General features: G+C 61.7%; 13 protein-coding genes. 6 read left to right on the top strand and 7 right to left on the bottom strand.

Annotated elements, in window-relative coordinates:
- The 3 genes from ACFFAR_RS09910 to ACFFAR_RS09900 all read left to right on the top strand — a co-directional run.
- The coding region (locus ACFFAR_RS09910; protein WP_375507823.1) for a GLUG motif-containing protein at positions 1 to 1,573 on the top strand (1,573 nt) is incomplete at its 5' end.
- Between the two features lie 119 nt (positions 1,574 to 1,692).
- Positions 1,693 to 2,664, top strand: a complete 972-nt coding sequence (locus tag ACFFAR_RS09905; protein ID WP_375507822.1) for a LysR family transcriptional regulator — start codon at positions 1,693 to 1,695, stop codon at positions 2,662 to 2,664.
- Positions 2,665 to 2,838: 174 nt separating this feature from the next.
- Complete coding sequence (locus ACFFAR_RS09900) at positions 2,839 to 3,591, top strand: SDR family oxidoreductase (protein ID WP_174362605.1); 753 nt, start codon at positions 2,839 to 2,841, stop codon at positions 3,589 to 3,591.
- A gap of 185 nt (positions 3,592 to 3,776) precedes the next feature.
- On the opposite strand, the gene ACFFAR_RS09895 is transcribed toward ACFFAR_RS09900, so the two are convergent.
- Entirely contained in the window at positions 3,777 to 4,661 is an 885-nt protein-coding gene (locus ACFFAR_RS09895; protein WP_174362604.1) for a LysR substrate-binding domain-containing protein, read from the bottom strand.
- A 127-nt stretch (positions 4,662 to 4,788) separates the two neighbouring features.
- Between ACFFAR_RS09895 and argC the strand changes: the two genes are divergently transcribed.
- The 3 genes from argC to ACFFAR_RS09880 all read left to right on the top strand — a co-directional run bounded on the left by argC (position 4,789) and on the right by ACFFAR_RS09880 (position 8,818).
- Positions 4,789 to 5,718 (top strand): N-acetyl-gamma-glutamyl-phosphate reductase, encoded by a 930-nt coding sequence (gene argC, locus ACFFAR_RS09890; RefSeq protein WP_174362603.1) that lies wholly within the window; start codon positions 4,789 to 4,791, stop codon positions 5,716 to 5,718.
- Between the two features lie 312 nt (positions 5,719 to 6,030).
- Positions 6,031 to 7,071, top strand: coding sequence for an ABC transporter substrate-binding protein (locus tag ACFFAR_RS09885; RefSeq protein ID WP_075357577.1), 1,041 nt, complete (start codon positions 6,031 to 6,033; stop codon positions 7,069 to 7,071).
- 73 nt (positions 7,072 to 7,144) lie between these two features.
- Entirely contained in the window at positions 7,145 to 8,818 is a 1,674-nt protein-coding gene (locus tag ACFFAR_RS09880; RefSeq protein ID WP_174362602.1) for a GMC family oxidoreductase N-terminal domain-containing protein, read from the top strand.
- 10 nt (positions 8,819 to 8,828) lie between these two features.
- Here ACFFAR_RS09880 and ACFFAR_RS09875 read toward each other — a convergent pair whose 3' ends face one another.
- The 6 genes from ACFFAR_RS09875 to ACFFAR_RS09850 form a co-directional block, all read right to left on the bottom strand.
- Positions 8,829 to 10,256: an aldehyde dehydrogenase family protein gene (locus tag ACFFAR_RS09875; protein WP_174362601.1), complete on the bottom strand. Its 1,428-nt coding sequence runs from the start codon at positions 10,254 to 10,256 to the stop codon at positions 8,829 to 8,831.
- Positions 10,257 to 10,281: 25 nt separating this feature from the next.
- Positions 10,282 to 11,073 carry an ABC transporter permease subunit gene (locus tag ACFFAR_RS09870; RefSeq protein ID WP_174362600.1) on the bottom strand — a complete coding sequence of 264 codons (792 nt, stop codon included), beginning with the start codon at positions 11,071 to 11,073 and terminating at the stop codon, positions 10,282 to 10,284.
- A complete protein-coding gene (locus ACFFAR_RS09865) occupies positions 11,070 to 11,978 on the bottom strand; it encodes an ABC transporter permease (protein ID WP_373408595.1) in 909 nt (302 codons plus the stop codon). The genes ACFFAR_RS09870 and ACFFAR_RS09865 overlap by 4 nt, the downstream gene beginning before the upstream one ends.
- A complete protein-coding gene (locus ACFFAR_RS09860) occupies positions 11,975 to 13,291 on the bottom strand; it encodes an FAD-dependent oxidoreductase (protein ID WP_174362599.1) in 1,317 nt (438 codons plus the stop codon). Before ACFFAR_RS09860 ends, ACFFAR_RS09865 begins: the two co-directional genes overlap by 4 nt.
- Positions 13,288 to 13,998, bottom strand: coding sequence for an HAD-IA family hydrolase (locus ACFFAR_RS09855; protein WP_062001910.1), 711 nt, complete (start codon positions 13,996 to 13,998; stop codon positions 13,288 to 13,290). The genes ACFFAR_RS09860 and ACFFAR_RS09855 overlap by 4 nt, the downstream gene beginning before the upstream one ends.
- A gap of 65 nt (positions 13,999 to 14,063) precedes the next feature.
- Positions 14,064 to 14,710 (bottom strand): TOBE domain-containing protein (locus ACFFAR_RS09850; protein WP_174362598.1); only part of this gene is annotated, 647 nt, incomplete at its 5' end.

Below are 14,710 nucleotides of genomic sequence, written 5' to 3'. Positions count from 1 at the left end.
GATAGCGGCAACAAACGTCGATGGTAGCGGCGGCACCGTGGATGCACTCGCCAACACGCTCGCGTTGCAAAGCGGCGCGGCAGTGCAAGCGGGACTTTGGAACGTATCGACGCCGAATTTCACCGTCGATAGCGCCACCGCCGGCGCTTTCATGCGCAGCCTGAACGCCGGAACGTCCGTCGATGCCATTGCGAACGGCACCAATGGCGCAAGCGGCGACCTGACCGTTGGTTCGAATCTGGAGTGGCAAGGGCCAGCGTCGTTATCGCTCGGGGCTTTTCGCAACGTGACAATTGCGCCGGCGACGACACTTAAAAACACCGGCAGCGGCAACCTGAGCTTGCGCGCGGACGCGGCGGGCATCGACAACGCCGGCAGCGTGGCCAACCAGGGCATGGTCGACTGGTCGAGCAGCACTGGTTTCGTAAGGTCGTTCTATGACATGAATGGCAGCTACAGCCCTGGCACCATCCTCGCCAACAGCGCGTGGAAAGCCGGTCCGTACAGCGGTTTGTTGACGCAGGTTACCGCCTACAAGCTTGTCAATTCACTTGGCGACCTGAGAAGTGTTGCCAGCGATCTTGCCGGCAACTACGCGTTGGGAAAGGATATCGACGCCAGTGCGACGGGCGACGGCTCCTACGTTCCGCTCGGCGACATCAACACGCCGTTTACCGGGCAATTCGATGGGCAAAGCAAGACGGTGAGTTCGCTGACCCTTGGGCGGCTGGTGGCTGGCGACCCGGCTAGCGACGGCCCGGGGGCAATGGGCATGTTCGGCGTCATTGGCGAGAAGGGGGTGGTGCGCGACCTGAGCGTGAACGGCAATGGCCATCTGGGTCCCTCCGTGAGGGCCTATGTCGGGCTGCTCGCGGGCGCCAACTACGGAACGGTCGTCCGCGGCAGCGCATCGGGCAACCTCAATATTGGCGACGCGGGACCTGCGCAACCGACGAACGTCGATGAAACGACTGCCGGCGGACTCGTGGGCGGCAATTTCGGCACCATCCTGCGCTCGTCGAGCGCGGTCGTCGCTACCACAGGCGGAATGCTCGGCGGTCTCGTCGGCGAAAACGTGGGCGCAATCATTCAGTCGTACTCCACTGGTGCGCTAACGTCGTTGGGCTATACGAACGAAGGCGCAGGTGGCCTTGTCGGCTACAACCTGGGATCGATCACGCAGTCGTATTCGACAAGCCCTACCCTGCTTCAGGGCTACTGCCGCGGGAGCGCCGGCACGCCATGTGGCGGCGCGGGACTCGTCGTCGTCAACGAAGGGACCATCAGCCAGTCGTTTGCGACGGGCCTCGTCACGCAGCCGTTCTATCAGCCTATAGGGATTGCAAGGACGAATCTCGGCACGATCACAAACGACGTCTACTGGAACAAAGACACGACGGCAGCTACGGTTGGCACCGTGTATGGCACGCCCATACCGGCATCCAGCGGGCTCACGACCGCTCAGATGAGCACGCCCGCATCATTTGTGTCTTATGACTTCGGTCCTGCAGGCGTATGGGCGATGCCTGGTGGAGCGACGCATCCGGTCCTGCGCTGGCAGACCGGCCAATGACGTTACCGCCCCGCGCCGTTGCGATGGCTCCGACGCGGGAGCGGCAGGCAAAACTTCACGACAATTTCTTTCTCGGACGTCATTGACATTCCGGTTTACGCTATGCCTTCCCGCTCAAGTTGCTGAGGCCCGTATTGGACGAACTCCGCGCATTATCCATATTCATTCGAACAGCCGAATGCGGTAGTTTTAATAAGGCCGCACACGCGCATGGCGTGACGCCTCAAGCTGTCAGCAAAACCGTTCGGCAACTCGAACAACATCTTGGCGTGCGACTCTTTCATCGGACCACGCGCAGAAGTTCGCTTACCGAAGAAGGATCGCGATTGCTGGAATCCGTCCGCGAAAGCATGGATGGATTGCGCACCGCGATGGATCGCGTCAAGGACGCGGCGCACGAAAACGAAGGACTTATCCGCATCAGCGCGGGCGGTGCGGTAGGCCGCAGAGTCCTGATTCCCCTGCTTGCTGCATTCAGCAAGATCTACCCGGGCGTCACCTTTGATCTCGTACTTGAAGATCGCGCAACGGACGTGGTCGCCGACCGGATCGATCTTGGCTTCAAGGCCGGCAATGCGCCTACTGCGCAGGTTGTGTCGCGTCGCCTTTTCGCGGTTCAGTTGCTCGCTTGTGCTGCGCCTGCGTATCTCAAGGACTATCCGACGCCGACACGCATTGATGATCTGTCCGGTCATCGGTGTATGGGATACAGGCAGCCTGGCACGGGACACCCAATGCCATGGGAATTTCAGGTGCATTCGGAAACCATTTCGAAAGCGATGCCCTACGCCGTCTGCTGCAGCGACCCGGAAGCCGAGATGCAGGCCGTACTGGCAGGCATGGGTATTGGTCAGATCGACAGCATCAACGCGACGCCGTTTCTGGTATCAGGCGAGCTTGTCCCCTTGCTGGTCCGCTACACGAGTGCGCGTATGGGCCTGTATCTCTACTACGCGCAGCGCGCCGATATGCCAGGCCGTGTACGTCGCTTCATCGACTTTACAGTCGAGCGGCTGCAAAGCAGTCAGACATTCAGCGTTCCTGTTCCCGAGTTACATGCAATGGCAAAGCGCCAGAGAACAGGAAACTGAAGTTGCGAGCGGCACGCCTGCCGCGTGCGGTACGGCGGCGTCGCTGATTCGTATCGCACCCTTCACACCATCATCAACTTTTGGTTGTGAATCAAACACTTTCGCGCTCTCTACTGCAGACGAGCCGCACTGCTCACAATAGCCTCACATTCTCAAACGAACAGGGGCTCAACAATGAATACCATATCTCTCGTGACCGGCGGCAGCCGTGGTCTTGGCCGAAGTGCCGCGCTGAATATTGCCCGCAAAGGTGGTGATGTCGTCCTCACGTATCTCGGCAATCGCGAAGCGGCTGACGCCACCGTTGCAGACATCGCCGCGCTCGGTCGCAAAGCAATCGCCCTCCAGCTCGACACAGGAAAAGTCGCAGACTTCACAGGTTTCGCAGATCGACTTCGCGAAACACTGCGGACCTGGCAACGCGATAGCTTCGATCATCTGGTGAACAACGCGGGACATGGCGAGGTCGCATCAATCGAAGAAACCACCGAGGCGCAGTTCGATAAACTCGTCGACGTGCATTTCAAGGGCGTCTTTTTTCTCACTCAAACGCTTCTCCCATTGCTCGCGGACGGCGGCCGTATAGTGAACCTCTCGACGGGACTGACGCGAGTTTCGGCGCCCGGCTGGTCCGCCTACGCGGCTGTAAAGGGCGCGGTTGAAATCCTGACTGTCTACATGGCAAGAGAACTGGGCTCGCGCAGAATTGCCGTCAACGTAGTCGCTCCCGGTGCGATTGAAACTGATTTCTTCGGCGGTGCCGTGCGCGATACACCGGAGTTCAATAAGTTTTTCGCGGGCATGACCGCGCTCGGCCGCGTGGGCGTGCCGGATGACGTGGGACCGATGATTGCAAGCTTGCTCGACAACGACAACCGCTGCGTGAATGCACAGCGAATCGAAGTCTCGGGTGGCCAAGGCATCTGAGCGTCGCGTTGACCATCGGGTGGGCGCCCCCGGGTTTCGTGCGAGCCATCCGATGGCGAGGCTATTTTGTTCTGCCGGGTCGGCGCATCCGATTGCGGCACGGCTATTTATGGAAGCAAGGGTCGCTTGCTTACTGCCGTCCAGCTTGCTCGAGAACCAGTGCCTAGGCGGCAAATGGCGTTTTCCTACGCCAATCGGAGATCCCACAACACACCGAGTACGTGTTGCGTGGAACGTTCGACGTGTCCCGCACGATGTGCAACGCCGAGGCGACGCCACAACGCAGGGCGCAGCGCATGCATGGCAATGCGCCGGTCGGGCAAAGGCGTAGTGGCTTCATGAGGCAATAGCGCTGCCCCGTAACCCGCCGCGACCAGGCTCTTGATTGCGTCGTTGTAGTTGAGCTGGATGCGTGGCGCAGGGTGGTGACCGCCGGTCGCAAACCACTCCGCAGTCAGACGCGAGAGACGCGTGGTGGAGTCGTTGAGAATGAGCGGCTGAGCCGCGAGCCACTTGGGCGTGATGCGAGCCGGACATTGCCAATGTGCCGGCACGAAGGCCATGACGGGGTCGCGACGCCAAGGCTTTATTGTGAGCCCCGCAATCGGGGGTTGAGGCAGAGCAACCAGCCCGACATCCAGCGTTCCGTCCGCTAGTCGGGACAGCGTTTCATGCGATGTGAGCACTGCAACTTGAATGTCTATAGCCGGATGGTGCTGACGCAGCACCTCGAGCGCTTGCGGCAACAGGTGCGCGATTGCGCCGGTCGACGCACCGAGCCGCACGCGCCCTTCGAGCCCGTCTACCTGGCGGTGAACGTCGTCCAGCGCCTGTTCCGCGTCGGCCAGCAGTCGACGCGCGCGCGCGACCAACATCTCGCCTATTGCCGACGGTCGAACATGTCCGCGCTTGCGTGACAGGAGCGGAGCCCCGATGCGGTTTTCCAGTTCAGCGATGTGCAGGCTGACCGTTGGCGGCGCCAGGTGCAGCGCACGCGCCGCGTCCGCGAATGAGCCACGGTCGACAATGGCGACCAGAGTGCGCAAGCGGTCCAGGCTGATCTCTCGCATGTCAGGGTCCTGATTCAGAAAAACTGAATGTCAGCGTTGTGAAATTCAACTTTCACTATTCTAGCGGTGCGTAGAAGATTGGGGTTCGTTTTCTTTGTCATGACCCAGTCACCGGAGTATTCCGCGCATGAGCTCTCCCCTCGTTTTCATCGACGGCGACCAAGGCACCACCGGATTGCAGATCCACGAACGGCTTCGCGATCGAAGCGACCTGAAGCTATTTACGCTTCCCGCTGCGCAACGCAAGGATCCGAAGCGTCGCGCCGACGCCATCAACGCCTGCGACATCGCTATACTCTGCCTGCCCGATGCCGCCGCGCGCGAGGCGGTGGACGCCATTGTCAATCCCGCCGTCAGAGTTATCGACGCAAGTTCCGCCCACCGCACACAACCGGGCTGGACATACGGATTTCCGGAGATGACCGCGGGACAGGCGGAACGCATTGCAAACGCACGCCGGGTCACCAACCCAGGTTGCTATCCGACCGGTGCGATTGGCCTGCTGCGTCCCCTGCTGCAGGCCGGGCTCATACCAGACAGCTATCCGGTCTGCATTCACGCGGTGTCCGGCTACTCGGGACGTGGACGCGCCGGCGTGGAGGAGCACGAGGGGCCGGGCGCCGTCAACGCGCCTTCTTACCAGGTCTATGGGTTGGAACTCGCGCATAAGCACCCCCCGGAGATCCAGCAGCACGCCGGACTCGCGCAGCGTCCGATCTTCGTCCCTGCGTATGGTGCGTTCCGGCAGGGCATCGTGCTGACGGTGCCCCTGGATGTACGGCTGCTGGCACCCGACGTAGACGGCGCCACATTACACGCGTGCCTCACACGCCACTATTGCGGGGCGACGCACGTGCATGTCTTGCCGCTGCAGGAATCAAGCGCCTTGAAGCACCTGGATCCGCAAATGCTGAACGGTACGGACGACATGCGCTTGAGCGTATTTTCCAACACGGCGCACGGGCATGTGCTGCTATCCGCGGTTTTCGATAATCTCGGCAAAGGTGCCTCCGGCGCTGCGGTTCAGAACCTGAACCTGATGCTCACGCAGCAATAGTGGCCGCTGGCTTACGCGGGTCCTGGCAGTCGAATGTCTCAAACTGGCCGCCGAGCGTCCGCTCACCGCTGTTGCGCTGACTGAGCGGCGACCAGCCTTGACCCTTCCCACGTCACAAACAAAGCCGCCTTCATAACCTCATGTAATAGCCCCTCAAACAATTCCGGCGTTGCCACGCCCATAACGGCGCCCTATATTTTCCCTCAGCGCGGGCAGGACCGGCCGACTAGAGTCCGGCCACCGTGTCACGCTTGATCATTACATCGAACACTCCGCGCAACTGCCCTTCCAATGACCCCAGGACCGACGTCGATGAAAAATCTGCCGCTACGCCCCGTCGCATTGTTTCTGTCGATATTTCTCGCCTCCAGCGTCCCGGCACTTGCCGCCGGTCAGATCACATTTGTCTCGCAGGGCGGCAGCTACCAGGAAGCGCAGACCAAGGCGATTCTCGACCCTGCCGCGAAGCTGCTCGGCATCACAGTGAACCAGGACAGCATCCCCGACGCATGGCCGGCGGTCAAAGCCCAGGGCGCAACCGGCAAGCCGATCTGGGACGTGATCGATACCCCCACCGCGAACTGTCTGCGCGGCGGCCGAGAAGGTCTTCTGGAGAAGCTCGACTTCTCGAAGATCCCGAACGCCGCTGCCATGCCCGAGCAATACCGCACGCCCTATTCTGTTGCCTACGAGTTTTATTCGACGGTGATCGGCTACAACAAGAAGTCACTGAAGAAGGTCCCGCAGAGCTGGGCGGATTTCTGGAATGTGAAGGCGTTCCCCGGCACGCGCGCATTGCGCAATGATCCGCAAACCGTTCTCGAGGCGGCACTGCTCGCCGACGGCGTCCCGCGCAACAAGCTTTATCCGCTCGACGTGGACCGCGCGTTCAAGAAGCTCGATCAGATCAAGCCGGACATAACGGTCTGGTGGACGTCCGGCGGCCAGTCGGCGCAGTTGCTGCACGACGGCGAAGTCGATATGGAAATGATCTGGAACGGTCGCGCAAGCGCCGTGCAAAAGGACAATCCCGATGTCGCCTTCACGTATAACGACGGCATCCTGCAGAACACGCAGTTGTGCATCCTCAAGAACGCGCCGAATTTGCCGACCGCGATCCAGTTTTTGAACACCGCCATGTCCCCGGACCTGCAGGCCAACCTGCCCTTGTATATCGACTATGGTCCGGGCAATCCGGCTGCGTTCAAGACCGGCAAGATCACCGCGAAGCGTGCGGCCGAACTGCCCAGCTCGCCCGAGAACGCAGCGAAGCAGGCGCTGATGTCGGAAGAATGGTGGGCCTCGGAGCCGGGCATCCAGGCGAAGGCGCGCTGGCTGAAATTCATGCAATGACGTCCGTAGGTCCGGATTCTCTCGCGCCCGTGTTACAGGGCGCGTTCGCCTTTCTCCACGCACCACATACCTCGTGATCGACCATCTGATACTTGGCGGCGGGTCGGCCGGCTGCGTGCTGGCCGCGCGTCTTTCCGAAGATACCGGCAGACAGGTGATGCTCGTCGAAGCCGGTCGCGATATATCCGCGGCGACCATGCCCGCCGAAGTGCGAAGCCGCTACCCGGGGCGCGCCTATCTCGACACCGACAACCTCTGGAAGCGTCTTTCGGCGCGCATGAGCACGCCCGCTTCGCCTCGCCGATACGAACAGGCGCGACTCCTCGGCGGCGGTTCCGCGATCAACGCGTTGATGGCCAATCGCGGCGCACCTGCGGACTATGATGAATGGGAATCGCTCGGCGCCAGCGGATGGAACTGGGCGGCATGCCTGCCCGCTTTTCGCAAGCTCGAAACGGACACCGATTTCACGGGTGAACTACACGGTACAAATGGACCGGTCCGCATAGGGCGTACTGAGCGCGCCCGGATTTCGCCGTTCGTGCGCGCGGTGCTGAAGGTGCTGGACCGTTCGGGATATCCGAATCGCGACGATCAGAATGGCCCCTGGGAAGATGGCTCCTTCATCGGTTCGATTGCGGTCAGCGAGCAAGGCGAGCGCATTCCTACATCAGTTTGCTACCTGACCGATCAAGTCCGCCAACGCCCGAATCTTTCAATCAGGACAGACACAAGCGTTGATCGCATTCTCTTTGACGGAACGCGCGCAACCGGCGCGCTGCTGGGTTCCGGCGAAATCATCCAGGCACGCAATGTAATCGTCTGCGCAGGCGCAATCCACAGCCCGGCGATGCTGCTGCGCAGTGGCATAGGCCCCGCGGACGACCTTCGCGCGCTGGGAATAAAAGTGATCGCGGACCGTCCGGGCGTCGGCGGCAACCTGATGGAACATCCGTCGATCGCCGTATCCGCGTTCCTCAAAAAGTCCGCGCGCACCCTGTTTCCGGAAGAACATCATGAACAGGCGATCGTACGGTTTTCCTCAGGATTACCCGAAACGGTTCCCGGCGACATGCACGGCGCGATCCTGTCCCGCTCAGGCTGGCACTCGATAGGTTATCGACTGGGAACGCTGTTTTTCTGGGTCAACAAGTCGTACTCGCGCGGACGGGTGACACTGGTTTCATTGGATGCGCGGGATGAGCCCAAAGTCGAATTCAACATGCTGTCGGACGCGCGTGATCTTGACCGGCTCAAGCTCGCGATTCGCTTTGGCGCGACCGCACTGAGCGATCCGGCGATGACCAAGTGGGCCGGTGCGCTTTTTCCATCGAGTTATTCCCCCCGTGTGGCGAGGGTGGCAGTGCCCGGCGTATGGAACGCCTTGCAGCGCGGCGCATTGAGCGTGCTGCTGGATATTGCGGGGCCCTGGCGCGCGAGGCTGATCAGGACGCTCGTCACGCAAGGCGTAACGCTTGAGACGCTGCTTGGAGACGACCGGGCAATGACAGAATTCGTCACGCGCTCGGTCGGTGGCACGTGGCATCCATCGGGTACGTGCCGGATGGGCGCGCGTGACGATCCGCATGCCGTCACCGGCTCAAGCGGCCTCGTTTATGGCGTCGAGAACCTGCGGGTCTGCGATGCATCGCTGATGCCGTCCATTCCCTGCGCAAATACCAACATTCCGACCATCATGATTGCCGAGCGCATCGCGGAAATGATTCGCTCGGAACCGGCTCAATGAAGCATCGTGATCACGCTGCGTATCCCACGATGCCCTTCACTTCAAGAAACGCCTCAAGTCCCCACTCGCCATACTCGCGGCCGTTGCCCGATTGCCTGAAACCGCCGAACGGTGCGCCCGCGTCCCAAGCCGGGTAGTTGATATGCACGCTCCCCGCGCGCAGACGGCGCGCGACACGTCGCGCATGCTCGCGGTCACCGGACTGCACATAGGCCGCGAGACCGAAGATGCTGTCGTTTGCCATCGCAATGGCATGCTCTTCGTCGTCGTAGGGGAGTATCGACAGAACGGGGCCGAAGATTTCATCGCGGGCAATGGTCATGTCGGGCCGCACGCCCGCGAAGACGGTGGGACGCACGTAATAGCCATGCGCCAATCCTTCGGGACGCCCGGTACCGCCCGTGACAAGGTCCGCACCTTCGTCGATACCCTGCTGGATCAGCCGTTGAATGCGGTCGAATTGCACCGCGCTCACGACCGGACCAAGCGTCGTGCGTGCGTCGTCAGCGGCGCCGACGACGTGCTTTTGCGCAGCCTCGCGCGCTATCGCCACCGCTTCGGCATGACGCGCGGCCGGCACGAACATGCGCGTGGGCGCATTGCACGACTGTCCGCTGTTGCCAAAGCACGCGTTGACGCCGGATGTGACCGCGGCGGTAAGTTCAGCATCGTCGAGGATGATATTGGCGGACTTGCCACCCAGTTCCTGATGCACGCGCTTGACCGTGGGCGCAGCGAGCCGTGCAATCTCGATACCCGCGCGAGTCGAACCGGTGAACGACACCATGTCCACGTCGGGATGACTGCACAGCGCGGCGCCGGCGAGCGGACCGTCACCGTTGACGAGGTTGAACACCCCGGGAGGTACCCCTGCAGCGTCGAGCACCTCAGCAAACAGGAGCGCATTGAGCGGAGACACTTCGCTTGGTTTGAGCACCATCGTGCAACCGGCCGCAATCGCAGGCGCGACCTTGCAGACAATCTGGTTGATCGGCCAGTTCCATGGCGTGATCAACGCGGCCACGCCTATCGGCTCGTGCGTGATCAGCGTCGTGCCTTTCATGCGCTGCCAGACAAACGCCTCGCATGTGCGGATCAGTTCCTTCAGATGGCGCGTGCCGAGTCCCGCTTGCCAGCCATGCGCAAGCGCGCGCGGCGCGCCGATTTCGCGTGAAATGACGAGCGCCATTTCTTCGTAGCGGTCCGCATAGGCGGCCAGGATCTTGCGGATCAGCGCAAGCCGCTCGTCGGGCGATGTCGCCGAAAACGAGGCGAACGCATGACGGGCCGCGGCCACCGCGCGGTCGATATCGGCCGGTGTTGCCATGGCGATCTCAGCGAATGGCTCCTCCGTGCATGGATCGATCACGCCAAGCCGGGTCGACCCCAGCGGTTCCACCCACTCGCCGCCGATATAAAACTGCAACGCGTGATTCATCGAAATGACCTCTTGGTTGATGCACTCAAACACGCGCGGCCGACTTCCGGCTCACCACCATGATCATCACGAGGCATAACGTGATCGCCGTCAGCATGGTGCTGATCGCGGCAATGGTCGGATCGATTTCGTCGCGCAGCGTGACGAACATGCGGCGCGTCAGCGTCTGGTTGGCGCCTCCTGAAACGAACAGCGCCACTACGGTTTCATCGAGCGCCTGAATGAAGACGAACACCGCAGCCGAGATCACGCTCGAGCGGATCTGCGGCAGCGTGACCGTCATGAAGCTGCGAAACCGGTTCATGCCGAGACTGCGCGCCACCATTTCCTGCGTGGGATCGAAAGTGCGAAGATCCGCGCCGACCGCGATCAGGACATACGGCAGCCCGAGCATGGTATCGGCGAGGATCAGGCCGCCAAGTGTATTCACGTAACCGGCCTGCGAGTACACGAAGAAAACCCCGACCGCCACGATGATGATCGGCACCATCAACGGCAGCATCAGCAAGGTCCGCATGTACCGCATGAACCGGTGCGTCCCGTTCTGGATGGCGTAGGCGGCAGCCACGCCCAATGGCGTGGCCAGCAGCGACGCGCACACAGAAGCAATCAGCGTGGTGCGGGCCGCGTCTATCCAAGCGGAATTGCCGAAGAACGTGTAATACCAGCGCAGGGAATATCCGGGTGGCGGGAAGGTCATGAAGCGGGTGTCGGAGAACGACAGCGGCACGACGATCAGGATCGGCACCATCAGGAAGACGAGGATCACGACCACTCCGGCTGCCAGCGCCACGCGTGCGAAAGAGAGCCGGTTCATTTTGCCCCCAATGTCTTTTCGAGCGGCACTACGCGGCTCGCCGCATAAAAGATGGCGAACACGCAGACCAGCAGGACCACGCTGACTGCACTCGCCGCGCCCCAGCTGTTATAGATCTCCACATTGCGGCTCACGACCATGGACACCATCACCGACTTGCCGCCGCCCATGAGTTCGGGCGTGATATAGAAGCCGAGGCACAGGATGAAAACGAGCGTCACGCCCGCGATCACGCCGCTCATGGACAACGGCAGGAACACCCGCAAGAAAACGTGCAGTGGCGAGCCGCCGAGGCTCGCGCCGGCATGCGAGAGGTTCGCGGGGATCTTCTGCATCGCGGAATAGAGCGGCAGCACCATGAACGGCAGCAGGATGTGCACCATGGCGATTACCGTACCGATCTGGTTGTAGCCGAGTTGCAGCGGGTGGTCGGTCAGGCCGCTCGCCATCAGCAGCTTGTTGACCACTCCGGTGCGCTGCAGCAAGACGAGCCAGGCGTAGGTACGCACGAGCACGCTGGTCCAGAACGGCAGGATCACCATGCCGAGGATCAGCGTGCTGAATCTGGGCGAGACGGACGCGGCGAGGTAAGCGACCGGATAACCCAGCAACAACGTAATGACCGTCACGATAAAGCTGAGCTTGAACGTCAGCAGGAAGGTATCGAGATACACGCCGGTGAACACCCGCTCGTAATTCGCGAGCGTGAAGCCGTGATTCCAGATGGACTGCCACGACAGCCACACGAGCGGCACCACCAGCAGCAACACGATTACGACGAGCGCGGGCGTCATCAGCAGCCACATCGTCCGGTCTTCGCGACGCTGGTATTGCCGAAAGGGATCGGAGCGCGCGATGACGCTCGTGCCCTGCCCTGAAAGAATCCGGTTGGCGATTGACATCATGCACCTACGGCGTCGAGGAACTGGTACCACGCAGCGACGAGGCGAACCCCCGGCGCGCGCAACGAATGAAACGGCACGGGATCGAGCCCGGCTGAAGCCAGCAGCGACAACTCCGGCCGCTCGCCCAGCGCGAGCGCCGCCGCATGCTGACCCAGCAGGCTCGCCATTGCAATGCCTGCTCCGTTATAGCCCAGACAAAAAGTCGTGACGTCGTCGCTGCGTCCTACATGCGGCAACGAATTGAAAGTCATGCCTACATATCCCGACCACTGATACTCCACCGGCACGTCCGCGAGTTCCGGAAACAGCCCGGCCATGGCGCGCTGCAGTGCGTCGAAACCCGTGGTCTGCCCTTCCTTGCCAAACGCGTCGCGGCCACCGAACAACATGCGGCCATCGACCTTGCGGAACCACTTCATCATGCGCCGGGTTTCCGTATAACTCCGGCGATTCGCCATCAAGCGGGCATCGAGTTCGGGAGACAGACGGGCTGTCGCTATCATCGCGCTGCGAAACGGCACGAGTTCGCGCTGATAGTCCGATGTCGCAGGCGTCAGGTTCGAGTATGCGTTCGTCCCGACAATCACCTGCTTTGCCCGCACGGTTGCATTCGGCGTACGCAGGATCGCGCCCGCACCGCCGTCCAGGCGATGCATGTCCAGCACAGGGGTATTTTCATGAATGTCGACGTTGCGTTGCGTCAGCCCGTCGGCCATGCCACGAATGTAGTGAAGCGGAAGAATCGTGCCGGCGTCGGCACTCAGCACACTGCCGACAAACGCTTTGGAGCCGGTCTCGTGCTGCGTCTCGGCACGCGACAGCACGGACATGGAGGTGTCGCCCAGTTGCGTGCGCACCCAGTCGGCCTCCGCGCGGATGCCTTGCAATGCACGTTCGGTATGGGCGCACCGCAGGCTTCCGGTATGTTCGAAGCGCGCGTTTTCGAGCTTGAATTCATCGATTAACCTTTCCACCATGCGCACGCCGTCATGCGCGAGCCGGTGCATCGTGCGTGCGGCTTCGAGTCCGTGCATGCGCTCGATGGCCGGAAACGACAAGCGAAACTTCGACGACACTACGCCGCCATTACGCCCGCTTGCCCCCCAGCCGACCGGATTGGCGTCGAGCACGACCGCCCGCACGCCGCGTTCATGCAACGCATGCGCCGCCGACAAACCCGAATACCCCGCGCCGATAATTGCGACATCGGTGTCGATATCGCTTGCAAGCGGGGCGCGCGGCACGGGTTCCGGACCCGCCATGGCCCGCCATAACGATGGCGCAAGCGGCCGTGCCGGCGGCGTGTTCATCATGCTGCGCGCGCTTCTGCTTCGACCGCGTCCGCGAGCGCGCCAAGCGTCGCGAACGTGAAGGTCGGCGTTGTCACGGCATCGGGCGTGGGCGTTGCGCCGAATCCTTTTTGTCCCTGACGCCGCTCGATCCAGCATGTCGAATAACCAAGTTCGGTCGCGACGCCGATATCGTGATACTGGCTTTGCGCTGTATGCAGGATCTCGCCGAACTTGTAGCCGAACGCGGCTTGCCGGCCGCGGTTGTAGGCGAAGAATTGCGGATTCGGTTTTGCGACGCCCGTCTCGTCACAGCAGACGGTATCGTCGAACGGATCGCCGAGCGTGTGTGCGTACGACGACAGTGCGACGCGGTCCGCATTGGTCATCGCGACGAGCCGGAAGTGCTTGCGCAAGCGCTTCAATGCTGCGACCGAATCCTCGAAAGCGGGCCAGTCGAGCACGTCGCGCTGAAACGCGGCAGCGGTCTGATCGTCCGAGGGCAGGCCGAGTTCATTCGCAAGCGACTGGTAGACCTTCGACATCGCCTTGCTCGAACGGCCTGGAAAAGCCGCACGGCCACGCATGTACGGCTCGAAGATCTGGTCGTCGGTGAGGTCGCGGGCCGCGTCGCCACCGAGACGCCTCACGGAAGCCAGCACGCCCCGCTCGAAGTCGATCAGCGTTCCCACCACATCAAACGTCAACACCTTGAAGTCCGTCAGTTTCATTTCGTAATCCTCTATAGTTCGTCAAATAACACGCGTTGAGCCTGCGCAATACGCGTTGGAAAGATTCAGCCAGGCACGACGATGGTGTCCTGCGGATCGAGCACGACCGTCATTTGCGCGCCCGCAGCCGGGATGCGCTGACGTGCGTCATGACTGCCGGGTTGACGCAGGCTGATGGCCGTGCCGTCGGCAAGCGTTGCGAACACGCGCAGGCTTTCGCCCTGATACAGCACTTCAGTGACGCGACAGACAAGCCGGTTCACGCCGGAGTGGTTCAGCGCGGTATCGATGACGAGTTTCTCCGTCTGCACTGCAAGCAGGAGCGTGTCGCCATGCGGCAGCGGATGTGCCGTGCGCAACAGCGTGTTGCCGAGCATCACGGCGTCTTCTCCTGCACGCGTGACGGGCAACATGGACGCTTCGCCGATGAAACTCGCGACGAAAGCGTCGCAAGGCCGGTCGTAGAGACGCTCGGGGGTGTCGATCTGCACCAGTTTGCCGTTGCGCATCACGGCGACGCGGTCGCTCATGGTCAGCGCTTCACGCTGGTCGTGTGTTACGTAGACGATGGTCGCCTCGAGTTTCCTGTGCAGGCGCCGCAGTTCGATCTGCATGGTTTCGCGCAATTGTTTGTCGAGCGCCGAGAGTGGTTCGTCCATCAGGATCAGTTGCTGCTCGAACACCATGGCGCGCGCGAGCGCGACGCGCTGGC

The organism is uncultured Caballeronia sp. (assembly GCF_964243625.1).
In the GTDB taxonomy this organism is placed as follows: Bacteria; Pseudomonadota; Gammaproteobacteria; order Burkholderiales; family Burkholderiaceae; genus Caballeronia.
This window is presented reverse-complemented; position numbering and strand designations above follow the sequence as displayed.